Source organism: Dialister pneumosintes (genome assembly GCF_001717505.1).
GTDB classification, from domain to species: domain Bacteria; phylum Bacillota; class Negativicutes; order Veillonellales; family Dialisteraceae; genus Allisonella; species Allisonella pneumosinta.
Genome location: NZ_CP017037.1, coordinates 899,087 through 924,658, shown reverse-complemented (window position 1 = coordinate 924,658; position 25,572 = coordinate 899,087). Strand labels below are relative to the sequence as shown.

Annotated in this window: 27 protein-coding genes and 10 tRNA genes; 35 read left to right on the top strand and 2 right to left on the bottom strand. The window is 35.0% G+C overall.

Translation table 11 applies throughout. The features are described from left to right. Nucleotides 1-28: 28 nt before the first annotated feature. Entirely contained in the window at nucleotides 29-628 is a 600-nt protein-coding gene (locus BCB69_RS04605) for a DUF2939 domain-containing protein (protein WP_083990016.1), read from the bottom strand. Nucleotides 629-769: 141 nt separating this feature from the next. Here BCB69_RS04605 and BCB69_RS04600 point away from each other — a divergent pair, with 141 nt between their 5' ends. The 35 genes from BCB69_RS04600 to BCB69_RS04430 all read left to right on the top strand — a co-directional run bounded on the left by BCB69_RS04600 (nucleotide 770) and on the right by BCB69_RS04430 (nucleotide 25,172). Further along, nucleotides 770-1,786 carry a nicotinate-nucleotide--dimethylbenzimidazole phosphoribosyltransferase gene (locus tag BCB69_RS04600; protein ID WP_022513309.1) on the top strand — a complete coding sequence of 339 codons (1,017 nt, stop codon included), beginning with the start codon at nucleotides 770-772 and terminating at the stop codon, nucleotides 1,784-1,786. After that, a complete protein-coding gene (locus tag BCB69_RS04595) occupies nucleotides 1,786-2,706 on the top strand; it encodes a nicotinate-nucleotide--dimethylbenzimidazole phosphoribosyltransferase (RefSeq protein WP_069177138.1) in 921 nt (306 codons plus the stop codon). The genes BCB69_RS04600 and BCB69_RS04595 overlap by 1 nt, the downstream gene beginning before the upstream one ends. Beyond that, on the top strand, nucleotides 2,703-3,449 hold the full coding sequence (gene larC / locus BCB69_RS04590; protein WP_069177137.1) for a nickel insertion protein: 747 nt from the start codon (nucleotides 2,703-2,705) through the stop codon (nucleotides 3,447-3,449). The genes BCB69_RS04595 and larC overlap by 4 nt, the downstream gene beginning before the upstream one ends. A gap of 186 nt (nucleotides 3,450-3,635) precedes the next feature. Then, nucleotides 3,636-3,710: transfer RNA gene (locus BCB69_RS04585), tRNA-Gly, on the top strand. 30 nt (nucleotides 3,711-3,740) lie between these two features. Next, nucleotides 3,741-3,815 (top strand) — tRNA-Asn (locus BCB69_RS04580). 1 nt (nucleotide 3,816) lies between these two features. Then, nucleotides 3,817-3,891, top strand: a tRNA-Gln gene (locus tag BCB69_RS04575). Between the two features lie 3 nt (nucleotides 3,892-3,894). After that, nucleotides 3,895-3,970 (top strand) — tRNA-Lys (locus BCB69_RS04570). A gap of 4 nt (nucleotides 3,971-3,974) precedes the next feature. Continuing rightward, a tRNA-Glu gene (locus tag BCB69_RS04565) sits at nucleotides 3,975-4,049 on the top strand. Nucleotides 4,050-4,052: 3 nt separating this feature from the next. After that, a tRNA-Val gene (locus BCB69_RS04560) sits at nucleotides 4,053-4,128 on the top strand. Between the two features lie 5 nt (nucleotides 4,129-4,133). Beyond that, nucleotides 4,134-4,210, top strand: a tRNA-Asp gene (locus tag BCB69_RS04555). Between the two features lie 5 nt (nucleotides 4,211-4,215). Further along, nucleotides 4,216-4,291 (top strand) — tRNA-Phe (locus tag BCB69_RS04550). Nucleotides 4,292-4,298: 7 nt separating this feature from the next. Next, nucleotides 4,299-4,383: transfer RNA gene (locus BCB69_RS04545), tRNA-Leu, on the top strand. Nucleotides 4,384-4,419: 36 nt separating this feature from the next. After that, nucleotides 4,420-4,504, top strand: a tRNA-Leu gene (locus BCB69_RS04540). A gap of 107 nt (nucleotides 4,505-4,611) precedes the next feature. After that, the gene (locus BCB69_RS04535) at nucleotides 4,612-5,910 is read left to right on the top strand and encodes a TrkH family potassium uptake protein (protein ID WP_069177136.1); all 1,299 of its coding nucleotides are present in this window, start codon (nucleotides 4,612-4,614) and stop codon (nucleotides 5,908-5,910) included. A gap of 25 nt (nucleotides 5,911-5,935) precedes the next feature. Continuing rightward, complete coding sequence (locus tag BCB69_RS04530; RefSeq protein ID WP_022513345.1) at nucleotides 5,936-6,625, top strand: potassium channel family protein; 690 nt, start codon at nucleotides 5,936-5,938, stop codon at nucleotides 6,623-6,625. Between the two features lie 49 nt (nucleotides 6,626-6,674). Next, on the top strand, nucleotides 6,675-9,251 hold the full coding sequence (gene polA, locus BCB69_RS04525; RefSeq protein WP_069177135.1) for a DNA polymerase I: 2,577 nt from the start codon (nucleotides 6,675-6,677) through the stop codon (nucleotides 9,249-9,251). Nucleotides 9,252-9,266: 15 nt separating this feature from the next. Beyond that, the gene (gene coaE, locus BCB69_RS04520) at nucleotides 9,267-9,875 is read left to right on the top strand and encodes a dephospho-CoA kinase (protein WP_069177134.1); all 609 of its coding nucleotides are present in this window, start codon (nucleotides 9,267-9,269) and stop codon (nucleotides 9,873-9,875) included. Beyond that, a complete protein-coding gene (locus tag BCB69_RS04515) occupies nucleotides 9,863-10,501 on the top strand; it encodes a lytic transglycosylase domain-containing protein (RefSeq protein ID WP_107528613.1) in 639 nt (212 codons plus the stop codon). The genes coaE and BCB69_RS04515 overlap by 13 nt, the downstream gene beginning before the upstream one ends. 18 nt (nucleotides 10,502-10,519) lie before the next feature. Further along, nucleotides 10,520-11,206, top strand: coding sequence for a hypothetical protein (locus BCB69_RS04510; protein ID WP_069177133.1), 687 nt, complete (start codon nucleotides 10,520-10,522; stop codon nucleotides 11,204-11,206). Nucleotides 11,207-11,367: 161 nt separating this feature from the next. Beyond that, nucleotides 11,368-11,838, top strand: a complete 471-nt coding sequence (locus BCB69_RS04505) for a ribosome maturation factor RimP (protein ID WP_069177413.1) — start codon at nucleotides 11,368-11,370, stop codon at nucleotides 11,836-11,838. A gap of 15 nt (nucleotides 11,839-11,853) precedes the next feature. Continuing rightward, on the top strand, nucleotides 11,854-13,005 hold the full coding sequence (gene nusA / locus BCB69_RS04500) for a transcription termination factor NusA (RefSeq protein ID WP_069177132.1): 1,152 nt from the start codon (nucleotides 11,854-11,856) through the stop codon (nucleotides 13,003-13,005). Beyond that, entirely contained in the window at nucleotides 13,005-13,271 is a 267-nt protein-coding gene (gene rnpM, locus BCB69_RS04495; protein WP_022513682.1) for an RNase P modulator RnpM, read from the top strand. The genes nusA and rnpM overlap by 1 nt, the downstream gene beginning before the upstream one ends. After that, nucleotides 13,264-13,572, top strand: a complete 309-nt coding sequence (locus BCB69_RS04490) for a L7Ae/L30e/S12e/Gadd45 family ribosomal protein (RefSeq protein ID WP_069177131.1) — start codon at nucleotides 13,264-13,266, stop codon at nucleotides 13,570-13,572. The genes rnpM and BCB69_RS04490 overlap by 8 nt, the downstream gene beginning before the upstream one ends. Before the next feature lie 14 nt (nucleotides 13,573-13,586). After that, entirely contained in the window at nucleotides 13,587-16,091 is a 2,505-nt protein-coding gene (gene infB / locus BCB69_RS04485) for a translation initiation factor IF-2 (RefSeq protein WP_022513684.1), read from the top strand. Between the two features lie 9 nt (nucleotides 16,092-16,100). Beyond that, on the top strand, nucleotides 16,101-16,493 hold the full coding sequence (gene rbfA / locus BCB69_RS04480; protein WP_069177130.1) for a 30S ribosome-binding factor RbfA: 393 nt from the start codon (nucleotides 16,101-16,103) through the stop codon (nucleotides 16,491-16,493). Beyond that, on the top strand, nucleotides 16,459-17,427 hold the full coding sequence (locus BCB69_RS04475) for a DHH family phosphoesterase (RefSeq protein ID WP_069177129.1): 969 nt from the start codon (nucleotides 16,459-16,461) through the stop codon (nucleotides 17,425-17,427). Before rbfA ends, BCB69_RS04475 begins: the two co-directional genes overlap by 35 nt. After that, nucleotides 17,427-18,284: a tRNA pseudouridine(55) synthase TruB gene (gene truB, locus BCB69_RS04470; RefSeq protein WP_022513687.1), complete on the top strand. Its 858-nt coding sequence runs from the start codon at nucleotides 17,427-17,429 to the stop codon at nucleotides 18,282-18,284. Before BCB69_RS04475 ends, truB begins: the two co-directional genes overlap by 1 nt. After that, nucleotides 18,281-19,210 carry a bifunctional riboflavin kinase/FAD synthetase gene (locus tag BCB69_RS04465; protein ID WP_022513688.1) on the top strand — a complete coding sequence of 310 codons (930 nt, stop codon included), beginning with the start codon at nucleotides 18,281-18,283 and terminating at the stop codon, nucleotides 19,208-19,210. The genes truB and BCB69_RS04465 overlap by 4 nt, the downstream gene beginning before the upstream one ends. 89 nt (nucleotides 19,211-19,299) lie before the next feature. Continuing rightward, nucleotides 19,300-20,265 carry a divergent polysaccharide deacetylase family protein gene (locus BCB69_RS04460; RefSeq protein ID WP_022513689.1) on the top strand — a complete coding sequence of 322 codons (966 nt, stop codon included), beginning with the start codon at nucleotides 19,300-19,302 and terminating at the stop codon, nucleotides 20,263-20,265. A gap of 185 nt (nucleotides 20,266-20,450) precedes the next feature. Then, nucleotides 20,451-21,293 (top strand): SDR family NAD(P)-dependent oxidoreductase, encoded by an 843-nt coding sequence (locus BCB69_RS04455; protein ID WP_236887174.1) that lies wholly within the window; start codon nucleotides 20,451-20,453, stop codon nucleotides 21,291-21,293. Nucleotides 21,294-21,384: 91 nt separating this feature from the next. After that, on the top strand, nucleotides 21,385-22,668 hold the full coding sequence (locus BCB69_RS04450; RefSeq protein ID WP_022513691.1) for a hypothetical protein: 1,284 nt from the start codon (nucleotides 21,385-21,387) through the stop codon (nucleotides 22,666-22,668). A gap of 107 nt (nucleotides 22,669-22,775) precedes the next feature. After that, the gene (locus tag BCB69_RS04445; protein ID WP_022513692.1) at nucleotides 22,776-23,192 is read left to right on the top strand and encodes an acyl-CoA thioesterase; all 417 of its coding nucleotides are present in this window, start codon (nucleotides 22,776-22,778) and stop codon (nucleotides 23,190-23,192) included. Continuing rightward, the gene (locus BCB69_RS04440) at nucleotides 23,192-23,959 is read left to right on the top strand and encodes a glutamate racemase (RefSeq protein ID WP_069177127.1); all 768 of its coding nucleotides are present in this window, start codon (nucleotides 23,192-23,194) and stop codon (nucleotides 23,957-23,959) included. Before BCB69_RS04445 ends, BCB69_RS04440 begins: the two co-directional genes overlap by 1 nt. Nucleotides 23,960-23,976: 17 nt before the next feature. Beyond that, nucleotides 23,977-24,531, top strand: coding sequence for a hypothetical protein (locus BCB69_RS04435; protein WP_022513693.1), 555 nt, complete (start codon nucleotides 23,977-23,979; stop codon nucleotides 24,529-24,531). After that, nucleotides 24,531-25,172: a coenzyme F420-0:L-glutamate ligase gene (locus tag BCB69_RS04430; protein WP_022513694.1), complete on the top strand. Its 642-nt coding sequence runs from the start codon at nucleotides 24,531-24,533 to the stop codon at nucleotides 25,170-25,172. Before BCB69_RS04435 ends, BCB69_RS04430 begins: the two co-directional genes overlap by 1 nt. A gap of 61 nt (nucleotides 25,173-25,233) precedes the next feature. On the opposite strand, the gene rpmB is transcribed toward BCB69_RS04430, so the two are convergent. After that, entirely contained in the window at nucleotides 25,234-25,425 is a 192-nt protein-coding gene (rpmB, locus tag BCB69_RS06300) for a 50S ribosomal protein L28 (RefSeq protein ID WP_083990014.1), read from the bottom strand. Nucleotides 25,426-25,572 lie beyond the last annotated feature (147 nt).

The window sequence follows — 25,572 nt, the reverse complement described above, 5'->3', positions numbered from 1 at the left end:
GTTTTTCATTTATCATTTATTAGAAATATTATTCTGTATACTCTTTTATGAGTAGAGTTTTTCTTTCGATAATATATTCTTTTAAGTTTAAAATTCTTACTACACACCAAGTACCATTGACATCTTTTTCCATTTTTACTTTCCAATTAAAATCATGATTTAAATTTTTATCATGCAGTTTAATTGTAAGTATAGCATATTCATCTTGCTCTTCAACGGAAATGAAATTTGTTATTGATAAAGTGGTCAGACCAATATAAGATGTCAGCGTGTTAATTGGTTGTTCAAATAAAGCATTCGTTTTTTTATTATGGTAAAAATAAGATTCTGTTTGTTTTGTTAACTCTTTTACTAAAGGTTTTTTTAGTTGTTTTATAATATTGATAATTGCTTTGTTATCAGGGGTATCCTCTGATAATAAAACTTCTATAGAATCATCAAGAGCTGCTGTATACACTTTTTCTAAATCTACATGTTTAAGGAGCAGTTCATAATCATTAGTTTGTATTGCACGTTGAATTTCACCGGCAGCATACATTGGTGTGTTTATCCAATAGAAATAGTAGCCGGATGAAATAAATATAAATATACTTATAATGGCAATGCTCCATCTTTTTTTTATAGACATATAATTTCCTTATTGTTAAATACTATTTAGGGAAGGAATATTTACTATATTGTACAAGTGAATTCTAACTCATTCAAATAGATAGCGATGCTTATGTTATAATAAACATGCTAAATTTATAAGAAATAAAGGTAGGATATTATGCGATTACTTGATGTAACATTACAGCGTATTACAGAATCATATCAAATTATAGAAGATGATGTACATAGTCGATGGAAAAATTTGTATTTAGGTATGAGCGAATTAGGAAGCCTAGAATCCTTAGTTGTTAAATATGCTAGAGCAATAGGTGAGCCATACCCGCTTCTCCCGAAAAAAGTGTTATTTATTTTGTCCACAGCGCATGGTGTAGTTAATAAGTTGGATAATGATGAAACTTACGAAATAAAAAATAGGAGGGAGTTTTACTCTTATGTGAAAAGACTGGGATTATCATCACAAACTACGATAGAGTTGATAAAAAATTCTGACGTAAAGATATGCCCGGAAGAATTTCAATTAGGAGTGACAGCGGACTTTACAGAGGGGGCAGCTATGAATGAAGAAACTGCTGTTAGTGCAATCGAATTTGGAATAAAAATAGCAGAGTCTTGGATAGATAAAGGCTATCAATTGCTTCTTTTGGGAAATATAAGTAAGGGGGCAACTTTTGTTGCCACTACATTTTTAGCAGGATTATATCAAATACCGGCTACTGCTATATATGATATAAAAAGGAATCATCATTGTATGGGGATATACCAAAATATAGATCTTATACAACAAGCTTTAGATGTTAATCAAGTAACTATGCATAATGGAATAGATGCACTTTGTAAAGTAGGAGGTAAAGATATTGGTATTCTTGCAGGTATTATTTTAGGGGCGGCTTCTCGTCATGCAGCTGTTATTGTTGATGGCATTAGTGGCATCGCAGCGACTGCATTGGCAAAATCCCTTTCCTCCAATTCTATTCAATCTGTGTTTGCGTCTGCACCATTGGATATAAAACAGGAAGATTCTATTTTAGGAGAATTATGTCTTCATACACCTATTGTGCTTAATACAAGATTAGAGATAGGAGAATCTGCTTTGATGCAAGCAAAAATACTTGAAATAGGACTTCAAATTTATCAGGAATGTGCTACGAAAGAAGAGATGGGGAGGAAAGGTTGATGCAAGGGATGAAGTTATCTCGTTTCTTTTTGGGAAATAACAGCTCGGAAGGGCTTATTTCAGTATCCGAACAATTGTCAAAACTTTTCAAAGGGAAAAATGCTAATGAATTAAGAAAGGCAGTCGTTATATTTTGTGGTGACACCGCAGTAGATGGGGTTAATCAAACACAGGGGAAACTAAGTTATAAAGAAGCGGTGGTAGTATCTCAAGGATATGCGCCGATTAATGCAGTAGCAAGGCATATAAATGCACCTGTATATATTATTGATGTAGGGTTGCAACAGGATGTACAAACTGTTTCTGGGATATTAAGTCAGAAAGTTATTCATGGAACACATCAAGGATATCCGGCTATGGATAAAGAAGTTACCGGTCATGCGATTGCGGTAGGGGTATCTGTTGGTCGTTCTTTAGTAAAGGATGGGGTACAAGCTGTTGGATTAGGACATATAGGAGAGAGAGCTATGTTATCGGCACTTTCAGTAACGATGACGATTCTTCATGAGGAATTAGAACAAGCATCCAAACAAAATGGATATCAGCTACAGCTTAAGGATGTTGGTGATTTCCGTGTAGATCCTATAGGGGTATTAGCGGCTGTCGGGTCATCAGAAATTGCGGCCCTTTTTGGGTTAATTACTGAATTAGCAAGAAATAAGGTTGCCATAGTTTTTGATGATGCAGTTACCGGTAGTGCTGTTTTATCAGCAGTGAATGTATACCCGAACGTGCGAGAATGTGTTTTTCCATCTCTTAATTACGAGGAACCGATTCATAAGATGCAAATGAAAGCATTACATATGGAGCCTTGTTTACATTATCCTATCACCGGTGGAGCAGGTATTGGAGCAGCGATTGGGCTTATTTTATTAGAACAGGCGATGCTTCTTATCGATAAAGAGGAAGTTGAAAAATGAAATCATTAATTGTTAAATGTAATAATCATCTTACTTTAAATATGATACTTGGAGGCTTAGTAAACATAGGAGTACCGAAAGTATATTTAGAATCAGAAATTGCTAAGACTCCATGGCCGGTCAAACTTCTGGTAAAATCAAACTCTAAAGTGCAAATAGGGACGCATTATTTTGATATAGAACCTATTGGATGGAATGAAATTATTACTTTTTCTTCTATGCGAGAATTTTGGAATAGATTATGTAAATCTACACATCCTGAGTTTTTGAAAATGGGTCTGGAAGTTATCAAAACTCTCGAGAATGGATATGTATCTGTAGTAAAAAATAATGAAACATTGGAGTCTTTACACATAACTATAGAAAGTTTAATTTCTTTGTATTTATTGTTTTTGAGTATGCAATACTTAGAAATTGAAGTTGTATTTACCAGTCCTGTAGATATAGATAAGGGGAAGAGTTTAATAGGAAAACTTACTTCTTACATTTTAAAAAGACAGGGGTCTACTGTTGGAATTCCTATTTCTCCGGAGGAGATACATCCTTTTGCAGCTGCTGTTCTGGAAAGTTTATCTAAAGATTTTGTCCCAGTAGATGGACGATTTATTATTGATGCAACTGCATATGGTAGTGATAGTATTGAAAATCCGACAGGTGAAAATACAGTCACATTATATATGGGATATTATACAGATAAAACTTCTTCTGTTTTCCAAAAATATGTACAAATTTTTAGATTATAATAGCAGACAGTCTTTATGAATAAAATTTTATAGAGACTGTCTATTTAATAAGTTGTATTATTGTTTATCTATATTGACAGAAGATATAAGCTATGATAAAGTATTGAACATGACGCTGTAAGCAAGCAATAAAAAAAGCGCTTGACAAACAGTGATGTAATGGTATAATAATATCGTTGCTAACATGCGGAAGTAGCTCAGTGGTAGAGCACGACCTTGCCAAGGTCGGGGTCGCGGGTTCAACCCCCGTCTTCCGCTCCAATAGTAATCAATTTTAAAAATTGATTACGTTCCTGAATAGCTCAGTGGTAGAGCAATCGGCTGTTAACCGATCGGTCGTAGGTTCGAGCCCTACTTCAGGAGCCATAGGGGTATCGCCAAGCGGTAAGGCAACGGACTCTGACTCCGTCATGCGTAGGTTCGATTCCTACTACCCCTGCCAGATGATCCAATAGCTCAGTCGGTAGAGCACCTGACTTTTAATCAGGGTGTCCCTAGTTCGAGTCTAGGTTGGATCACCACAATGGCCCGTTCGTCAAGTGGTTAAGACACCGCCCTTTCACGGCGGGTTCACGAGTTCGAATCTCGTACGGGTCACCATGTGGGCGATTAGCTCAGCTGGGAGAGCGCTTGCCTTACAAGCAAGATGTCAGCAGTTCGAACCTGTTATCGCCCACCAAGTAAGGCCCGGTGGTGTAGTGGTCTAACATGTCGCCCTGTCACGGCGAAGATCGTCAGTTCAAATCTGATCCGGGTCGCCACTTTTGCCTCGGTAGCTCAGTTGGTAGAGCAAAGGACTGAAAATCCTTGTGTCAGCGGTTCGATTCCGCTCTGAGGCACCACTTTTTTGCGGCTGTGGCGGAATGGCAGACGCGCTACTTTGAGGGGGTAGTGATCGTAGATCGTGTGAGTTCAAGTCTCACCAGCCGCACCATTCATTTACATGTACAAAAATCGCGTAATTTAATAAGCGGTTGTGGCGGAATTGGCAGACGCGCTATCTTCAGGCGGTAGTGGATTTATCCGTGAGAGTTCAAGTCTCTCCAACCGCACCAATCCTAAATAAATTAAACTATAAAAGCTCTATCTTTTGATAGGGCTTTTTTGATGTGAAATCATGGTATAATGTATGAGTATTTAGAATTTATTTTTAGGAGGAAATATGTCCTTTTTTAAATGGGATGCCTCCCCTGCAAGAATTATTGCATTGGGGTTTGCATTAGTGATTTTTCTAGGCTCCTTATTGTTTTCATCACCTTTTTGTTTAAGAGAAGGTGTGCATCTATCATATATTGACTCTTTGTATATGGCAACAAGTGCTGTTTGCGTAACCGGTTTAGTTACTGTGGATCCCGGTAGTACTTTTTCTCCTTTTGGAGAATTAATATTAGCATTACTTATTCAAATTGGAGGATTAGGTGTAGCAGCAGTCGGTACCGGTGTTATTGTTGTATTAGGAGAAAAATTAAATTTTAAAGGGCGTTCATTAATAAAAAACAGTTTCAACTTAAACTCTTTAGGGGGGATGATTCGTTTTTTACGTTCTTTATTTGTAGCTACTTTTATTATTGAATCTATTGGTGCAGCCTTAAGTTTTCCTGTTTTTATACAACAGTATACTTGGTGGGATGCTTTGGGGATTAGTTGTTTCCATTCTATTGCGGCTTTTAATAATTCCGGATTTGATATTTTAGGTACAGGGGAAAGTCTTGCGGCTTACACACATCATATATGGCTTAATGTTGTGACGATCAGTTTAATTTTCTTGGGAGGAATTGGATTCTTAGTTATTTATGAAGTATGGAATGAAAAGTGGTTTTGGAGAACATGGTCACTCAATACTTGTACTTCTATTTTTATGGGCACGACTATTTTGATTATCGGTGCGATATTATTAAAATTTACAGAATCTTTTTCATGGTTAAATGCATTCTTTTATAGTATGTCTGCACGCACAGCCGGTTTTGCAACTATACCGCTTAGTAGTTTTGCGCCGGTAACTATGATGACAATGTTGATACTTATGTTTATTGGCGCTGCACCGGGTTCAACCGGTGGAGGGATTAAGACGACTACTCTTTTTGTTTTACTTATGAGAATTAGAAAAGCGGTAACGAATAAACCGGAAGAAATGTTTCATTACTCCATTCCTAATAGTGCATTTAGAAAAGCATCCATTGTGTTCTTTATGGGACTCTTTGTAGTATATGTGAGTACATATCTTGTTTTAATGACAAATCCGCATATTTCTTTTTTAGATGCCTTAACTGAGATGACAAGTGCTTATGCAACAGTTGGTTTGTCTACAGGTATTACAAGTTCTCTTAACAGTATAGGCAAATTGATTTCTATTGCAGTTATGTATATCGGGCGTTTAGGTCCTATTACCATAGCTACACTTTGGTATTATGAAGATGATTCGCAAGCTAGATACCCATCTGATTATATTTCTATTGGTTAATTCAGTATGATAGAGGAGTATAGATATGTTTGAATTAAAACATAAGAAGCAAGCTATTGCATATGGAATTATTGGTACAGATCGTTTTGGTTATATTTTGGCTAAAGAATTGGCAGCGGGAGGTATTGATTTATTAGTTGCAGGGAAAAATGGTACCGACATCCGTGAATTAAGAGAAATCACCATTAATGCTATGGTTATTAGAGATTATGGCAAAAAAGCTCTTGCAGATGCAGGGTTTAATAATTGTGATGTAGTTATTGTATGTTTAGCAGATATGACAGATTCTATTTTAACTACTTTAAATTTAGGTAATATGGGAATAAAAAAAATCATATCAATTGCAACTTCAGCGGAACATGGGGAAATTTTACAAAAATTAGGCGCAGAAGTTATTTATCCGGAAGAAGATATGGCAATACGTTTAGCGAGTCGATTTAAATCTGCTATTATTTTAGATTTTGTACAACTTAATGAAGTAATTAATATATTTAAGAGTAAAGTACCGCATGGATTGGACGGAAAAACCGTTGTTGAAGCAAATTTAAGACAAAATTTTGATTTAAATATTATAGCGATGAGTCGCCATGGACAAGTTATGGAAGTTATTAGACCTGATTTGGTATTTGCAGAGGGGGATATTCTTTTCTTAGCGGGAAGGAAAGAAGATTTTTCTCGATTTAATGAATGGTCTGAACAAAATAACGATAAATAGGATTTATTTAGTAATCAATAAGAATTTATATTATGAAATGGGGTAACGTATGGATAAGAAATTAATTATTATTGATGGAAGTAGTTTACTTTATCGTGCATTTTATGCGTTACCTCTTTTATCTTATAATGGAATATATACAAATGCTGTATATGGATTTTTAAGGATGCTTCTCAAAATTTATAATTCCATGAATCCTACTTATATAGCAGTATCTTTTGATAAGAGCAGAGAATCCTTTAGAAATACTATATATAAAGACTATAAGGCAACAAGAAAACCGGCTCCGGATGAATTAGTACCTCAATTTACCCTTATTAAAGAAGTGTTACGCGTTATGGGTGTAGCTATTTATGAACCGGAAGGGTATGAAGGAGATGATGTTCTTGGTACTTTAGCTGAAAAGTATAAAGATATATTGTCTGTTTGTATTCTTACAGGAGATAGAGACGCACTGCAATTAGTAGATGATAAAGTTACTGTATTTTTAACACAAAAAGGCATATCAAATATGTCTGAAATGACTCCGAAACTGGTAAAAGAAAAATATGGAATAACTCCTAAACAGGTTATTGATATGAAATCACTGATGGGAGATTCTTCGGATAATATTCCCGGAGTACATGGTATTGGAGAAAAGACTGCCTTAAAGTTGGTGGCTGCATATGGAGATTTAGAAGGAATTTATAAACATATAGGAGATATAAAAGGTGCAGTTCGTAAAAAATTAGATGCTGATAAGGAATCTGCTTATTTGTCACATCAGTTAGCAACTATTCGTAGAGATATTCCATTAAAATCGACTTTGGAAGAAATGAGACAACCTATTCATGTAGAGGAAATGCAGTCCTTGTTTTTACGATTGGGATTGCAGTCTTTATTGTTGGATTTTAGTAATTTGTCTCATTTTCAAGAATTGTCCAAATTAAAAAAAGAAGAAGTGAAAAGAAATACTTTATCTATAAAAACGTTTTCTGAGGAAGCTGACTTTCAAGGTAAAACGGTAGCATTAACAGCTTCTTTTCTTGGTAAAACTCCTTTTTATAAAGTAGAATCTTTAGTGATTTGCTCTGAAAATGAGGTATGGAATGTTCCGAAATCTTGTTTTAATGCAGCGATACATGCGCTTTCTTTTGCAACACATATTGTAGTAGAAGATAGCAAAAAGTTTTGGGAATCTGATTTCCCTGTGGAAGGTTTATCATTAGATGATGTTACAATTTTAGCTTACTTGTTAGAACCTGGACGTATAGATTATTCGTTGAGCTATTTAGCGAGTGTATGTAATATTAAACCCATATATCCGGAGCAATTAGAAAATTCTGTAGAAGCATGTGCAGTAAAAGGGCGATTTATTTTATCTGCATTTGATCATTTGTATGACCAGTTAAAGAAACATAAAGCAGATAATTTATATAAACAAATTGAAATACCGCTTGTGGAAGTGCTTGCATCTATGGAAAAAATAGGGATTGCAACGGATCAAAAGAAATGGAAATTGGTGTTAAGAGATATGCAATCTCGTGAAGAAATCCTATTACAATCCATTTATAAAGAGGCGGGGGAAACTTTTAATGTAAACTCACCGAAACAATTGGGACATATTCTATTTGAAAAAATGCAACTTCCTGCTGAGAAAAAAACAAAAACAGGATATTCTACAGCAGCGCCTGTATTAGAGGCGTTAGCAGACTCTTATACTTTTGTGAAAAATATTTTACAATATCGTACTTTATCCAAACTGATTTCGACATATCTCACTGCATTGCCACAGCTTATCGTTAATGACACAGGAAGAATTCATACCTCTTTTAATCAAACCGTAACAGCAACCGGACGCTTATCAAGCTCAGATCCTAATTTGCAAAATATACCTGTTAGAACAGAAGAGGGGAGAAAAATAAGATCACTTTTTGTGCCTGGAGAAGGGTATGATTGTTTTATATCCTCAGACTATTCACAAGTAGAGTTACGAATTTTAGCACATATGTCCGGTGATCCCGGATTAATTGCTGCTTTTGCCAATAAAGAAGATATTCATCGTAGAACTGCAGCAGAAATTATGGGGGTACCGTTTGAGTCTGTAACAGCAGAACAACGTTCACATGCTAAGGCGATTAATTTTGGTATTATTTATGGAATTAGTGATTATGGCTTGGCTCGTCAACTAGGTATAAGCAGAGCCGCTGCTTCTTCCTATATGAAGAATTATTTTGAGCGTTATCCATATATCCATAAATACATGGAATCTATGATTGAAGAAGCAAGACATACAGGGGGAGCAGTGACTATGTTTGGTAGATTTAGAAAACTACCGGATATTAATAACAAAAACTTTAATCGTCGGTCTTTTGCTGAACGTACAGCTATGAATACCCCTATCCAAGGTACTGCTGCTGATATCATGAAAATTGCAATGTGTAAAGTTTACAAGAAAATAAAAGAAAAAAATTATAAAAGTCGATTAATTTTGCAGGTTCATGATGAATTAATTGTAGAAGCTGTAAATTCAGAAGTAGAAGAACTTAAACAATTATTAAAACGAACTATGGAAGAGGTAGTTGCATTGCAGGTACCTTTAATTGCTGATGTACATGTAGGGATTAATTGGGCAGATACTAAATAAGAAACAGAGGTCATTATGTTTATCATTGGACTCACCGGTGGCATCGGTACAGGGAAAAGTATAGTATCCAATTATATGCAAACACTTCAAATACCGGTTATTGATGCAGATAAAATTACACGAGAGATTCAAGAGCAGGACCGTTCTTTGTTATGCCAGCTGAGCCAGATATTTGGAAAATGTATTTTAAACGAGAAAGGAACTCTTAATCGGGCTATTTTATCAGAAATAGTGTTTTCTGATGAGAATAAGTTAGCACAATTGAATCGGGTGATGCATCCGGCTATTTGGCGACAAATAGAAAAATTATTAAAAAAATATATGGAACAGGAAGTACCACTTGTCGTGTTAGATATACCACTTCTTATTGAAGTTGGATGGCATCATTATGTGGATTCCGTATGGGTTGTTTCTATTCCTTTACAATTACAAATTGCCCGAGTTGTAGAACGAGATCGTATTGATAAAGAACAAGCACTTCTTCGCATTAAACAACAAATGTCTACAAGAGAAAAACAATTATATGCAGATGTAGTAATAGACAACTCACAAACTATGGAAAAGACACAACAACAAGTTGATGAAGAATTAGAGAAAATACCGGGGTTTACATGGGGAAAGTAGTTAAAAATACAGATAACAATGTAAAAAATATATATAAGATAAATAATAGATATATATCACCTTATGGGAAAAAGAGTATTAAGGTTTTTACTTTTTTTCTTGCTTTACTGTGTTTGCTGTTTTTAATTATTTTTAAAACAAACCATTATCAACCAAGTAAAGAAGTAAAACAATTAATCATGATTAATTCAGAGAAATACAAATTACAACCGGAGTTTTTACAAGCAGTAATTGCGGTTGAAAGTAAGTATAATGAACGGGCAGTTTCTCATATAGGAGCTATTGGGGTTATGCAGCTTGTGCCGGAAACAGCTAAATGGATTTCAGAAGAAAGTGGAATTCCTTATGGAGATTTAAAGAAACCGGAGATTAATATTCCATTGGGAGCATGGTATTTACGATATTTATTAGATAAATATGACGGAAACTTAGAACTGGCATTGGCTGCATATAATGCCGGTAGAGGCAATGTGGATGAGTGGATAGAAACGAAACAGTGGCCACGAGACTTTAATGATATTCAACAAATTCCGTTTCCTGAAACACGTGAGTTTGTGAAGTTAGTGATACAAACGAAAGAAGAATTAAAAGAAGAAATAAGAGAAAATTTAAACAATAGTGATTAGAGTGGAGAATATATTTTTATGGCTGTGTTGACAGATAAACAACAAGATCGACGCCAATTATTTTTGAGTTGGGATATAGAAACAGAATTACCATTAGAAATAGAAACATTTCATCTTGAACGAATGGATTTACAAGAGGAACGAATTTATTATGCATTTGCTTATAAAGATAGTGTAACCGGATGGGAAGTTCGAATTCTGTTTGATGAAGAAACACAAGATTATATGGTAAAACTTTATTTTCGATTGTTTACTATTACAGAAATAGAACTTATTAATAGTAACTATGAGAGATTTAAAGAAGATGTTGTACAATTGTTACCTTCTATTATAAAAAATAGATTTTTTGACAGAAGTAAAGTTTCTGTATTGATTGGACAGAATTCTTTTATTTCTTGGGATTATTGTAAAGTTATGCCTTTAGAGATTGATGAATATAAACTGAAAATATCTCCGGATAAGCCTATTTTAGGATTAAATGGTTCTTATGTAATTGCTGCTTATGAATGTATAGAAAAAAACACAGGAATTCTTTTCTTTTATAATATGTATAGAAACGAATACTATGCAGAGTTAATTAGTCATGGAATTCCGGGCATTGTACATCAGTATGATTCTCGTACAATTAATGAATTAGAAAAAAATATACAAATATATATATATGATGATTTAGAAAAATTAAAGACGACAATGATAGAAGTTTAATGAGAAATTAGGATTGTAGTTGTCGATTATGCATGTTTTATGTTATACTAACAGCGACATGGTTTGTCTATTTATATATTTTCCGGTAGAGTGAGCTTTCAGCTCACTTTTTCTTATATTAAAAGAGATATATGGATGATATCTCGGGAACAGGAGTAACTATGGCGCGAAAAGAAATTGAGAAGGCTGTGGAAACTTTATTGGAAAACAGTCTTGCGGAGCAAAATGTGGAGCTTGTAGATGTTGAATATGTGAGAGAAAGAGATTGGATTTTACGTATTTTTATTGATAAAGATGGTGGTGTAGATCTTAATGATTGCCAACGGATTAGTGAATTGGCAGGGACTATTTTAGATAAAAAAGATTTTATATCCGGAAATTATTTGTTAGAAGTATCTTCACCGGGGATTGATCGTGTACTTAAAAAAGATAAAGACTTTATCAAGTATGCCGGTAGTGAAGTGGATGTAAAGTGCTATTCACCATTAGACGATCGTAAAGAGTTAAAAGCTTTTACTGCCGAATTAAGAGGGCTTACTGAAGATGGTAAAATAAAGCTTATTTATAACGAAGAAGAACTTATAGTAGACAAAGATAAGATATCTCAAATGAGATTACACTTTTCTTTTTAATCAGGAGGAATAAACGTGGTACAGGAAAAACACAATGATGAACTTTTGCAAGCGGTTAATGCATTGGTTAAGTTAAAAAAAGTTCCGGAAAATATAGTATTTGATGCATTAGAAATGGTGTTATTGACTGCTTATAAAAAAGAACAGGGAAATGGTGTAAAAGCTTCTATTTCTTTAGATAGAGAAACGGGGAAATATAAAATTTATGCGGATAAGTTTGTAGTAGCAGACATTAATCCGGAAGATGAAGATGCAATTAACAAAATTACGGTAGAAGAGGCAAAGAAGATTAATCCTGAGTATGAAGAAGGAGCATATATTCGTATAGATGTAACTCCTAAAGACTTTGGACGTACAGCGGCACAGACTGCAAAGCAAGTTTTAATTCAAAAGCTTCGTGAAGCGGAACGAGGTTCCATTTTTGATGAATTTTCCAGAAGAGAGGGAGATATCATTACCGGAACCGTAAAATGGAGTGAGTCAAAAACTATCTTTGTTGATTTAGGTAGAATTGAAGGAATTCTTCCTTCTACAGAACAAATTGAAGGGGAGTTTTTTGAAGCCAATCAAAAGATTAAGTGCTATATTTTAGAAGTCAGAAAAACAACTAAAGGTCCTGAAATTATACTCTCTCGTACACATCCCGGTTTGTTAAAGAGACTATTTGAACTGGAAGTTCCTGAAATTTATAGTGGTACTGTGGAAATTAAATCAGTAGTACGTGAAGCAGGATCGCGCTCTAAAATTGCTGTTTGTGCTATGGATCCAACTATAGACTCTGTGGGGGCATGTGTAGGACCTAAAGGACAGCGTGTTCAGAATATTGTTAATGAATTGCATGATGAAAAAATTGATATTGTACGTTGGGATGAAGATCCTGCCATTTATATTGCAAATGCATTGTCACCATCAAAAGTGGTTTCTGTATCGGTCTGGGAAGAAGATAAATCTTCTTATGTGATTGTGCCGGATTACCAGTTATCTTTAGCTATTGGTAAAGCAGGACAAAATGCTCGATTAGCAGCAAAACTGACTAATTGGAAGATTGATATTAAGAGTGAAACGCAGGCTTTGGAGGAAGGGCGTATTAGTGAGTCTATATCTGATGAGAATACGGGAATTCTTTCTGATATTGAAACTATAGAGTCTTTTGAGGGGAATGTATAATGAAGGTAAAGAAAATTCCAATGAGAAAGTGCGTTGGTAGTGGTGTTTTAAAACCGAAGAATGAACTTCTTCGAATTGTTGCACTTCCTTCCGGCGAAATAGAGTTGGATATAACAGGGAAAAAACCTGGACGCGGTGTATATATTTGTAATGATATTGAATGCTTTAAGAAGGCTTATGAATCCCATGCTCTTGAAAAAGCATTAAAAAGACCGGTGCCTAGAGAAGTATATGAGGACATACGAGTAGCAATAGAAAATGGATAATAAAATATATGGATTGATTGGAATTTGTATGAAAGCCGGCAAAGTATTATCTGGTAGTGAGCAGGTAGAATCAGGAATAAAAAAACAAAAGGCATTTTTGTTAATTCTGGCTACGGATAGTTCAGAAAAGACTCTAAAAAGATATATCGAAGCGGCAGAAAAATATCATCTTCCATATCGAATCTGGGGAACAAAAATAGAATTGGGGCAATCCTTAGGAAAAAGTATAAGGACAGCTGTTCTTATTACTGACAAAGGATTAGCAAGTGCTCTTTTGAAGAAATTAGAACCGGTCTTATAGGACGGAGGAAATCTATGCAGAAATATAGAGTGTATGAGTTAGCCAAAATGTTGGGTAAAACTAATGAAGAAATTATTACCACATTACAAAAAAATAATATTAATGTAAAAACAAATTTTAACAGTGTAGGAGAAAAAGAAAAAGAACTTCTTGAGAATGTGTTTAAACCACAGGATTCAAAGAAACCTGCGCAAAAAACAGTTCGTACAGTTCGCTTTGATCAACAAGGTAAACCTACAGGGAAAAAACGTGATACAACACGTCACAGCTCCTATTCTTCTTACAAAGTAGAAGAACCCAAAGAACAAAAGAAAGAGAGCCGTAAGGACATTGTGAGAAATGAAGATAAACGCATGGTTTCGACAAGAGAAGCAAGAAATATAGATAGATCATCGATGCGTAGGGATAACCAACACCGCCATATGGAACGTAAAACAGGTGAAGGGAAAAATGTAAGATATAATAATTCTCGTGATAATGATTCTCGTCGGGATTTTAGAGATAAAAACCGTACAGAAAAAGATAATCGAGATAGTTTTAAGAGTAAAGCGAAGGGCGGATTCTCTGATAGAAAACGTAGTTCAGCTCCTATAGAAATGCGAGCTCCTGAGCCGGTAGATGTACCAAGAAGAGCAAGGGGCGGAAAAAAGAAAACCAAGAAAGATTATGAAAAGAGTCGTAGAGAGAGAGAGGGCGGTTCTTTGATGGCACGCTCTTTAAATCAGGCACATCAAAAGAAACGTATCCAGGAAAAGAAGACTGTAGTTTATCCTACAGAAGTTAGTGTTCCTCTTATTGTGACTGTTAAAGAGTTAGCAGATCTTTTTAAACGAGAAGTAGGAGAAGTTATAAAAAAACTGATGGCTGGCGGTGTTATGGCTACCATTAATCAGAATTTGGATAGAGATACAGTTGAGATTCTAGCAGAAGAATTTGGGGTTACTTTATTAGAGCCTCAACAGGAAGCGGATTTAACTGCATATACGCCGGAAGCAGATGATCCCCATTTCTTAAAACCACGACCACCGGTAGTAACCATTATGGGACACGTTGATCATGGTAAGACTACTTTGTTGGATGCTCTTCGCTCTACCGATGTAGCTTTACATGAAGCCGGCGGGATTACACAAGGTATTGGCGCTTATCAAATACGTTATCAAAATCATAAGATTACGTTCCTTGACACACCGGGGCATGAGGCTTTTACCGCTATGCGTACTCGTGGTGCTCAAGTTACAGATATTGCCGTAATTATTGTAGCCGCAGATGATGGTGTTATGCCACAAACTGTAGAAGCTATTCATCATGCTAAAGCCGCTAAAGTACCGATTATGGTAGCTATTAACAAAATTGATAAACCGGGGGCAAATCCGGACCATATTAAGGAAGAACTTTCTAGAGAAGGTTTAATTTCTGAAGAATGGGGCGGAGATGTAATTATGGTTCCGATTTCTGCTAAGAAAAAGATAGGATTGGAAGAACTTCTCGAAAATATTCTTTTAGTAGCAGAAATGGAAGAGTTAAAAGCAAACCCGAATCGTGAAGCTTATGGTGTAGTAGTGGAAGCACAGTTGGATAAAGGTAGAGGTCCTGTAATGAATGTATTAGTTAATAACGGTACACTCCGAGTAGGAGATAGCATTCTTGCAGGTAAGTGTTGGGGACGTGTTCGTGCGATGACTAATGAAAAAGGTCGACGTATGAAAAATGCAGAACCTTCTATGCCTGTAGAAATTTTGGGGATGAATAGCGTACCACAAGCAGGCGATCATTTTTATGTTATGGACGAAAAGCAAGCAAGATCTATTGCTGAACTTCGTACAACTCGTGCTAAGGAAGAAGAACAAGCACAATTCCAAAAGGTCACCTTGGATAATATTTTTGAAAAGATTAAAGAAGGCGAAATGAAAGAATTAGCTGTTATTATAAAAGCAGATGTACAGGGGTCTGTAGAAGCACTGTCTCAATCCTTATTAGGAATTAAGAGTGAAGAAGTTAGAATTTCGATTGTTCATGCGGCAGCGGGGGCCATCAGTGAGTCTGATATTATGTTGGCAGAAGCTTCTAATGCATTGATTATAGGATTTAATGTTCGCCCCGATGCAAATGCACGTAAGTTGGCAGAACAAGATAATGTTGATATTCGTTTATATCGTGTTATTTATGATGCGATTGATGATGTTAAAGATGCAATGACCGGTATGCTCACACCTAAAGTGAGAGAAGTGGTACTTGGACATGGTGAAATTAGACAAGTTATTCATACACCGAAAATTATTGTTGCAGGTGTATATGTAACGGAAGGTAAGATAACCAATAATTGCCAGATTCGTTTGGTAAGAGATGGAATTGTTATTCATGAAGGAAAGATAGGGTCTCTTCGTAGATTCAAAGATGATGTAAAAGAAGTTACCGAAGGATTTGAATGCGGACTTTCATTAGCGGATTATCGTGATGTAAAAGAGGGCGATCATGTAGAATCTTTCATCATGGAGGAAACTGCAGCAGAGTTGAAATAAGGTGGCAATATGTCAGAACTTAGAATACGTAAAATGCAAGAATTTATAAAACAAGAAGTGAGTTCTATGCTTCTTCGAGAAGTTAAAGATCCACGACTTGGTTTTGTAACAGTTACGGGTGTTCATTTAACAGGTGATCTTAGAGAGGCTACCGTATATGTAAGTTTATTCGGTAGCGAAAAAGAAAAGAAAGAGTCAATGACAGCTCTCGAAATGGCTACCGGATTTATTCGTAGAGAATTAGGTAAGAGACTTAAGATTTATTACACGCCTCAAATATCTTTTGAACAAGATACTTCTCTCGATTATGGTATGCATATTGAAGGGTTGATTAAGCAAATTCATAAAGATGATGAGGCAAAAAAGTATGATACACACAGAGAACAAGGCGAAGAGGATTGATAAGAAAGAAACTTTTGCATTTTTAAAAAAACATCAAAAATTTCTTCTTATTGGGCATATTCATCCAGATGGAGATGATGTAGGATCTATGTGTGCGTTGCATAATGTACTTATCTCCATGGGAAAAGAAGCGGATATGGTATTAGATGACCCTATACCGGAAAGATTTCAGTTTATTGAAACTTCAAAACGTATCTTACATGCAGTGCCCGAAGAACAATCTTATGATGCAGTAATTTTTACTGATTTGGCTAATTTTGAAAGAGCAGGGAATTTAGCTATACCTTTAGATATTCCCAGTTTATGTATTGATCATCACATTTCTAATGAAGGATATACAGACTATTTGTATCTTCGTGCAGATTATGCAGCAACAGCAGAGCTTCTAGCAGAAATATTTTTTGATGAAAATATTTTGCTCGATAAAGATACCTGTAATGCATTATATTTAGCATTAGGTACAGATAGCGGATTCTTTAAATTTAGTTGTACTACTTCTCATACTTTGCTTATGGCCAGTCGTTTAGTGGAATGTGGGGCAGATCCTGCTTATATTTCTAACCATTTAGATATTACAACTGAAAATGGGATGAAAACTTATAAGCGGGTACTTGATACCTTGCATTTTGCCGTGGCAGGAAAAATCGGAATTGCTTATATGGATAAAGAATCTATGGCACTTGATGGGATTAATTCAGACTTTTATGTAAGTATCCCGAGAAAAGTAGAGGGAGTTGAAGTGGCGCTACTATTAAAATATCAAGAAGAAAATGTAACTCGTATTTCTTTGCGTTCCAGAGAATATGTTAATGTATCTCAGGTGGCACAACATTTTGGTGGTGGTGGACACATAAGAGCTTCCGGATGTACGATAAATTTATCGATTAAAGAAGCAGAATCTGAATTGTTGAAAGAAGTGGTGAAATATTTATAATGGACGGTATTCTTAATGTTCTAAAGCCCGCAGGCATGACATCTTTTGATGTAATTTCTTTTTTAAGACGGACTTATAAACAGAAGAAAATCGGTCATGGTGGCACTCTTGACCCGATGGCGGCAGGAGTGCTTCCTGTCTTTATGGGGAAAGCCACTCGATTGATTGAATATGCACCCATACATACGAAAACCTATATAGCAGAATTTATTATGGGTTTTTCTACAGATACTGAGGATGTTATGGGAAACATTATTTCCTCCGGAAAACCGATTGAAAATATAAAGGTTTGGGAAAATGCCTGTGAATCATTTAAGGGAGATATTTTACAAGTTCCATCCCTATATTCAGCTATAAAAGTAAGAGGTCAAAGAGCTTATGATTTAGCTCGAAGTGGTGAGTTTATAGAATTAAAACCTAGACCTATACATATTTATGATATTAGTTTATTAGAAGTAAAGGTACCATTTATTCGATTACAAGTTACTTGTTCTTCGGGGACTTATATCCGTGCATTAGGACGAGATATTGGTCGATATACCGGATGTCCTTTATCTATGTCATTCTTACTTAGAACAAATATGGGAACTTTTTCTATTAATGAAGCAAAAACATTAGAAGAGATTGAACAAAGTCCTGAAAAATCTTTAAATAAAAATTTAAAAGAGATATTTTCTGATATGAAAACAATATCTTTATCTGCAACGATGGGAAAAGGTTTTTTAACAGGGAAGAGACTTGTAATAAGAAAACCTGATGAATCGGTCATTGCTGTATATAATAACAGTACGTTTTTAGGGATTGGAGAGATAAAGAAAGGTATTCTGCATCCTAGGAAAGTATTTGGTGAGTTATGATGAAATTGTATCCCTCTTTAGAAGTAGCACCTAAGCGGGAACCCGTTGTAGTTGCACTGGGTTTTTTTGATGGGTTACATATAGGGCATCAACGTGTTATTGAAGAAGCAAAAAATATAGCTAGAGAAGTATCTGCTAAAGTTTGCGTTATTACGTTCTATCCACATCCCCGAACGGTATTGATGCCATCAGAACATATATATTTATTGGGGAATAGAGAAGAAAAAATTGAATTATTACAAAATTTAAAAGTGGATTTTGGAGTATTATTGACACCTACTGTGAGTTTTTTACAGATGTCTCCTGATTCTTTTTTGCGACTCTTAGATAAGAATTTAGAGCTTGTCGGAATCGTATCCGGGGAGAACTTTACTTTCGGGAGAGAAGCTTCAGGAACTGTTAAGAATATTAAAGAGTATTTTAAAAATAGAAAAATTAAAATTTCAACTATTCCTTTAACCTCTAGTGCAGCTATTAATGGAGATATCATATCAAGTACTATTATTAGAAAACTACTTTTGCAAGGCCAAGTTAAGAATGCAAATAAGTTATTAGGACATGCATATAGTCTGAGAGGTAAGGTGGTGCACGGGATTCGACGTGGACATGATATCACCGGTTATCCTACGGTAAATCTACAAACGGATTCTGTTCAATTAATACCGAAAGATGGGGTATATGTTACTTATGTAGATTTACAAAATAAGAGATATCTTTCTGTAACAAATATTGGAAAGAATCCTACTTTTGAGAATAAAGAATGTACCATAGAAACTTTTATTATGGACTTTCAAGGGGATTTATACGAACAGGATATACGATTAACTTTTATAGAAAGATTACGTGGAGAAATTAAGTTTTTATCAGTAGGTGAATTAATAAGACAAATTCAATTGGATATAGAACAAGCAAATAAATATAAATAAAAAAGCAGAATATTTCTGCTTTTTTATTTTACAAGTAAAGCCAAAAACTCTGTTATAATGGAATTAAATAGAACAGTAGGAGATACTATATGTCATATCGAAAAAAACGAAGAATTTCTTTAAGAAAAAAGAGGAAAGGGAATTTTCTAAAGCTATTTATTTTTTTAACAGCTATTCTGTTATCTGTCTATTATTTTTGGGGAACAGATTCCGGTGTTATACCTCAGGTAAAAGATGTGGTTCAAAGTATGGATAAAAACATGGAAGGATCTCCGATGGACTCTTTAGTTGAACCACAGCTCGTTAATCAACAAGAAGTAGTAGAGAAGGCTCGTGTGCCGATAGAAGAAAATGATAATAATAAAAAAAGGATAAACAAGACTCCTGTTAAATTATCAGGAGTTAAAATGGCTATTTGTATTGATGATGCAGGACGAGATTTGGAAACACAATCTGCTTATGAAGAGTTAGGAGTTCCTATTACATTAGCTGTTATGCCTAATGAATCCTATACAAGAGAAGCAGCAGCTTCTTGGCATGCAAAAGGTCTTCCTGTTATTATTCATCAACCTATGGAAAGTATAAGTGGAGTAGGAATGGAACCCATTGTGCTTTTAACGCAAATGGATGAAAATTCTATTCGAAAAATGATACGAGAATCTATTCGACAAATACCGGAAGCAAGGGGTATGAATAATCATCAAGGATCTAAAGCCACTGCTGATTTTAGAGTGATGGATATTGTTATGAGTGAAATGGCTTCACAAAATATGTTTTTCTTTGACAGTGCAACTAATTCTGTTACAGAGGTTGCACATGCAGCAGATATGCACGGAGTTCTTCATGCAAGAAATAATTTATTTGTAGATAACTCTTCTGATGTGGATGATATTTGTCAAATGATTCGGGAGGCTGCCGATAGGGCTAAAAAGAACGGACAAATTATTATTATTGGGCATTGCCGTCCGAATACTGTAACAGCATTTCAAAAAATGATACCACAGTTGCAAGAAGAAGGTATTGAATTCGTTTCTTTGTCAGACCTAGTGCAATAGAGAAAGTATTTGTTATGTTAACTACTTATAAGCGAACCGATAAATTTATTAAAGGAAAATTTATATACAAAAAACAATTTGAATCCAAATATAGAAATAGAACCTGATGATATTGAAACGAGTGATACGGCAATTTTTGTTTGGGAGATTAAAAATTCCGGCATATAATTTATAAACTTGGCAAATTGATATATAAAAGTGATTTAGAAAAGGATATGATGACTACCACCAAAAGAGCGCGTTGTTTAGTTGGTAGAAACATATTAGGTAATAGAAAATTTATGGTAAAAGAACAGATCGAAAAAAGAGGCTATGTTATCATTACCGGAGGAACATCCGGGATTGGACTCGCAGCAGCACAATGTTTACAGGCAATAGGTTATCAATCTATTTTATTGGGACGAGATAAAATACGTGGTCTGGAAGCCGTAAAAAAAGTAATAGGGAGTACCTATCTTTTTTGTGACGTAACGGATACATTATCAATAAAAAAAGCAATTAATGAAGCTTCTCAATTGGGGAATATTACCGGTGTAGTTGTAGCAGCAGGGCAATATAAAGAAGGACTAATTGAAAATATTACGGATGAAGATATGGAAGCTTTATTTAAAGTCAATACTTTTGGTGTAATAGCTACTATTAGAGAGAGTATTCCCTATCTTCGTCACTTAGGCGGAAGTATTGTTGTTGTATCTTCTGATGCGGCAGTGCAGGGGAATATTCAGGGCAGTTTATATGGTGCAACAAAAGGTGCGATTAATGCTTTTGTAAAATCAGCAGCTTTAGAATTAGCTGTGGATAATATCAGGGTAAATAGCGTTTGTTTAGGGGATATTAAGACACCTTTACTTGAGAAACAATTTAAGGTATATGGTGGCAATGAAGAAGAAACTGCATCTATTTATCCTATGATGCGAATAGGTAAACCGGAAGAAGCCGGAGAAGTTATTGCTTTTCTCATATCGGGTAAAGCTTCTTTCATGACCGGGAGCATAGTAATGGTAGATGGAGGACTTACTTCTTGGTAAAAAATTGATAATCATCATATGAATGGAACTTATAATATATTTCATATATAATGTAATCAATATAAAAATAGAGTACTAAGGAGGTATTACTATGGAAGATCAAAAAATGGAAATCTCGGTAGAAACAACTCCAATAGTTAAATCAACAGAAGATGCGGCATTGACGGATGTTTTGGCTAATGAAGATAAAAGATCGGAATCTTTAGCAGTCGATTCTTTAGATGTCTCTCTTCCGGAAGTCGAAGTAGAAGTTATTGATAACAGAGATAAGGACGCAGAAGCTCTAATAAAATGGGGAGCTGCTCGTGCAGGCGTTATTGTAATAACTCCCTTTTTAGGGACGGTAGCATTAATTGCTAATGAAGTATATATGATATCTAAGATTGCAGATATTTATGGGGAGAAAATTGCACGTAAATCAGTGTTGGCATTTTTAGGTGCTCTAGGAGGAACCGTTTTTGGTAATTTAGTCGCAACTTTATTACCACTGCCTTTTGTACAGATGCCAATTGCTATTTCTGTAACTTATGGAGTGGGAAAAGCTGCACAGCGTTGGATTAAAGATGGTCAACCTGATAATTTGAAACCTTATATTGCCGTATTTGAAGTGCAGAAAGAAGAAGGGCAAGAGGTTATTAATGAAATACAAGATAATCCTAATAAAGATATTCCGTTAGGTGATGAAAAAAAGGATTTTATTGAGGAATTTAAGCAGTCAATTGAAAGTTTTTATCCTGTAAAAGCGCATCAACTCTTTAATGAATTCACTGAGAATTTAGTACAAGCAATCACTCACGTAAGGGAAGAAACTGTAGAAACAGCAAAAAAAGTAGGTGTAACCGAAGAGCAAATTAATACGGCTAGGTTTCGTGCTATAGCTGCTAGAGAGGTGGCAGAAGAAACTGCACAAAAAGCGACAGAAGAGTTTAAAATAGCAGCTAAAAAGAATGTAAAAAAACTTTCTGAAGAAGCTATTATGCAGGCTAAGTTCATAAAAGAACAAGCTTCACTTAATTTAGAGTTAATGAAGGCAAAAGCAGCAGCATTAAAAGCGGAAGCTAAAGTAAAAGAAACAGAGGCTCGATTACGCTCTGAGAAAGCTAAACATATAGCATTAGAGCAAATACAGTTAGCAAAACAGCAGGCAGAATCTGTTCGTCAAGATGTATGTAAAAAATCGGAAGAAGTAGCTGCTAAAGCTGCGGAAGTTTCTGATAAGATTAAGAACAAAGCGACTATGGCAGGAGAGACTTTAAAGCAAACCGTAGAAGACTTTTGTGATAAGGTGGAAGAAAGAGCTGATTTATATCAAGAAATAGACAGTAAAAAAACTAAGAGTCAATTAAAAAGTAGCGCTTCTAAAACAGATAAATAAAGTTTTTATAATACTAAAAGGAACTCTATCTATAGTTCCTTTTAGTATTATTTTTTTGAACATTTAAATTGCCTGTAGTAAAATAAATAGGACATGGAGGGAAAAGTATGTATACATTAAAAAGACGTGTTCCTTTTTATGAAACAGATGGAATGAAAGTGGTGCACCATGCCAATTATCTTCGTTGGATGGAAGAAGCACGTATTGAATATTTAAGAGCCGGTGGGATTTTATTAAATGATTTAATGGATAATGGAATCGTATTTCCGATTCTTGATTTGCAAATTAAGTATATAAAGTCGGCTTATAATGACGATTTGATTCGTATAGATATTTACTTACGTAAAATTGATAGAGTAAAAATGATTTTTGAATATAAAATTTATAATGATATTACAGATGAATTATTGAGTGAAGCACGTACCGTTGGAGCAAATTCTAGCATTGAAACAGGAAAACTTATTAGACTTTCTGAGGCGAAAATACAAAAATTGAAGGAGATTTCCAAAGGGGATCGAGAATAATGGACAATCGATTCATTGGAATTATGGACTCAGGTGTTGGAGGGCTTACTGTAGCTAAATATATTAAGGAAAACTATCCCTTGGAAGGAATTATATTTATTGGAGATACTTTACATAATCCTTATGGAAGCCTTTCACCGGAAAATATTGCTTTATATGCAGAACGTTTAAAGCAATTTTTATTACAACAAAATATAAAAATGCTTATTATAGGATGTAATACGATTTCATTTAATACACCATCCTCTTTTTATGAGGAAGATATACCTGTTATACCGATGAGTTTAAAAATCCCTTGTTTAGAGGAGATGGAAGAAGTAACAGTTTTAGCAACACCTGCAACTATTAACACACATAAACATAAATATATAATTGAAAAACAATATCCGAATATAATAATTCATGAAATCGGTTTACCTACATTGGCACATGCAATAGAAATGGGAGCATCCGAAAGAGAAGTAGATGCCATAATAAAAAAAGAAGTGTCAAAGCATCAGGCACAAAATACAGAAATGGCTTTTTTAGCATGTACTCATTATCCACTGGTTTTATCATCATTAAAGAAATATTTGCCAAAGGCAAAGTTTTGGGATCCTGCACAAGCGACGGTAGAATATGGAATGCAAGCTTTATTAAAAAAAGAAGCCCATGCTTCTTCTACCGGACAGAAAAAATTTTATTTTACATCGGATGTCAGCATAGCTGAGCCGTTAGTTAAAAATTTATTTGGAACAGATGCGAATATAGAAGAAATTAATCTGTAAGAAGAGGAGATATAAGAATGGGAATTGTTTTAGAACTGGCAGCAGCTTTAATTTTTATAATTTGCATGTGTTTTTTGTTGTATTGGGGGTTGTGTTGGAAGCAAGGGGATTGTGCTTTTCGTATATATACAGGAAAAATGACTCCTCTAACTGTAGAACAGATGGAACTTGGAACGGTCGTGTTTTCAACAACTGTTCCTATTCGAAATATAGGGAAACAGAATGGTACTTTGATGGATGTTTTTTCACGTGTTTATCTTCCTTGTGAGCAATATAATAAAGTAGATACACATATATTGACTATGGATATTAATTCTCCTCGTGAAGATAATTATTGGGAAGCGGTAATAGTTCCTAAAAAAGAAACTATTACCTTACAAATTAAATTATTTATTACAGGAAAATCCGGCAATATTTTACGAGATCTTGATGGGATACCCGATATACCTGTAGATGTTATTTATCAAGCGGTAGGTCGAAGTGACTGGTATTATGCTAAAGAACGCATTTATTTAACAAGTGATGAAATGAGAATGGCACTGTATAACTTCACCGCAGGAGGAAGACCATAATGGCAGACTTAGAATTAGTACCGGTACGTACACGTATACTTACTCATAATGATGATATTGTTGATGTAATAAAGGAATATTCCGGTCAAATTACAGATAGAGATATTATATGTACTGCGGAATCTGTAGTGGCTATTACACAAAATCGATATGTTCGGCCTGAAGAATTAAAACCTTCTTGGCAAGCACGTTTAATGAATCGTTTTGTGCCGGGGGCAGGGTCTATGGCGAGTATATATGGGATGCAAGCCGCCATGGAAGAAGAAGGTGAATGGCGCATGCTTTTTTGGTTTATTGCGGGTTTCTTTTGTAAACTTGCAGGTAAGAATGGAGTGTTTTATGCACATTGCAGGCAAGCATCGCTTTGTGATGATGTAACCGGAACTATGCCTCCTTATGATAAGGCTATTGTTTATGGACCGGCAGATACAAATGAACTTTGTGAAGAAATTACTAGAGAGACAGGTGCATATGGAGCAGTTATTGCTGATGTTAATGATTTAAAAAGAGCGGCTATTTTAGGCCATAGTAAAGGGATTAATCCAAAAAAGATTTCAAAGATTTTAATTCATAATCCTTTTGGCAATGCCAGTGAGAAAACTCCTATCGTTATTATCAAAAATTTTGCAGATAAATTATAAAAAGACTTTCTTCAAGAAAGTCTTTTTTTTCAATAAAAAAACCGACAATTGTCGGTTTTTATTATAAAGTTCTGTCAACTTTTCCGGAACGGATGCAACGGGTGCAAACATTCAGTCTCTTGATTTCACCATCAACTTTAGCACGAATCTTGTGGATATTTGGGTGCCAAGTTCTCTTGGTTTTTACGTGAGAGTGAGAAATATTCATTCCTGTAGAAGTACCTTTCCCACAGACTTCACAATAACTAGACATATCGAATACCTCCTTGTAGATCTTGTATATCCTCTGTTGTTTCTCGATTGCAATAACCATAATATAGCATAAAATATGAGTAGTAGCAAGCATTTGTCTTTAGATAATTAGTCGAATTATAATAATAGAAAGCATAAATAAAAAAAT

Coding starts and splice junctions, on each gene's coding strand:
- BCB69_RS04475 (WP_069177129.1), top strand. CDS start 16,459: ATGATACACACAGAGAACAAGGCGAAGAGGATTGATAAGAAAGAAACT.
- BCB69_RS04535 (WP_069177136.1), top strand. CDS start 4,612: ATGTCCTTTTTTAAATGGGATGCCTCCCCTGCAAGAATTATTGCATTG.
- BCB69_RS04490 (WP_069177131.1), top strand. CDS start 13,264: ATGGATAATAAAATATATGGATTGATTGGAATTTGTATGAAAGCCGGC.
- truB (WP_022513687.1), top strand. CDS start 17,427: ATGGACGGTATTCTTAATGTTCTAAAGCCCGCAGGCATGACATCTTTT.
- BCB69_RS04505 (WP_069177413.1), top strand. CDS start 11,368: ATGGCGCGAAAAGAAATTGAGAAGGCTGTGGAAACTTTATTGGAAAAC.
- BCB69_RS04530 (WP_022513345.1), top strand. CDS start 5,936: ATGTTTGAATTAAAACATAAGAAGCAAGCTATTGCATATGGAATTATT.
- BCB69_RS04460 (WP_022513689.1), top strand. CDS start 19,300: ATGTCATATCGAAAAAAACGAAGAATTTCTTTAAGAAAAAAGAGGAAA.
- polA (WP_069177135.1), top strand. CDS start 6,675: ATGGATAAGAAATTAATTATTATTGATGGAAGTAGTTTACTTTATCGT.
- BCB69_RS04465 (WP_022513688.1), top strand. CDS start 18,281: ATGATGAAATTGTATCCCTCTTTAGAAGTAGCACCTAAGCGGGAACCC.
- rpmB (WP_083990014.1), bottom strand. CDS start 25,425: ATGTCTAGTTATTGTGAAGTCTGTGGGAAAGGTACTTCTACAGGAATG.
- rbfA (WP_069177130.1), top strand. CDS start 16,101: ATGTCAGAACTTAGAATACGTAAAATGCAAGAATTTATAAAACAAGAA.
- BCB69_RS04515 (WP_107528613.1), top strand. CDS start 9,863: ATGGGGAAAGTAGTTAAAAATACAGATAACAATGTAAAAAATATATAT.
- BCB69_RS04435 (WP_022513693.1), top strand. CDS start 23,977: ATGGGAATTGTTTTAGAACTGGCAGCAGCTTTAATTTTTATAATTTGC.
- BCB69_RS04595 (WP_069177138.1), top strand. CDS start 1,786: ATGCAAGGGATGAAGTTATCTCGTTTCTTTTTGGGAAATAACAGCTCG.
- BCB69_RS04600 (WP_022513309.1), top strand. CDS start 770: ATGCGATTACTTGATGTAACATTACAGCGTATTACAGAATCATATCAA.
- BCB69_RS04450 (WP_022513691.1), top strand. CDS start 21,385: ATGGAAGATCAAAAAATGGAAATCTCGGTAGAAACAACTCCAATAGTT.
- larC (WP_069177137.1), top strand. CDS start 2,703: ATGAAATCATTAATTGTTAAATGTAATAATCATCTTACTTTAAATATG.
- BCB69_RS04430 (WP_022513694.1), top strand. CDS start 24,531: ATGGCAGACTTAGAATTAGTACCGGTACGTACACGTATACTTACTCAT.
- rnpM (WP_022513682.1), top strand. CDS start 13,005: ATGAAGGTAAAGAAAATTCCAATGAGAAAGTGCGTTGGTAGTGGTGTT.
- BCB69_RS04510 (WP_069177133.1), top strand. CDS start 10,520: ATGGCTGTGTTGACAGATAAACAACAAGATCGACGCCAATTATTTTTG.
- infB (WP_022513684.1), top strand. CDS start 13,587: ATGCAGAAATATAGAGTGTATGAGTTAGCCAAAATGTTGGGTAAAACT.
- BCB69_RS04605 (WP_083990016.1), bottom strand. CDS start 628: ATGTCTATAAAAAAAAGATGGAGCATTGCCATTATAAGTATATTTATA.
- coaE (WP_069177134.1), top strand. CDS start 9,267: ATGTTTATCATTGGACTCACCGGTGGCATCGGTACAGGGAAAAGTATA.
- BCB69_RS04445 (WP_022513692.1), top strand. CDS start 22,776: ATGTATACATTAAAAAGACGTGTTCCTTTTTATGAAACAGATGGAATG.
- BCB69_RS04440 (WP_069177127.1), top strand. CDS start 23,192: ATGGACAATCGATTCATTGGAATTATGGACTCAGGTGTTGGAGGGCTT.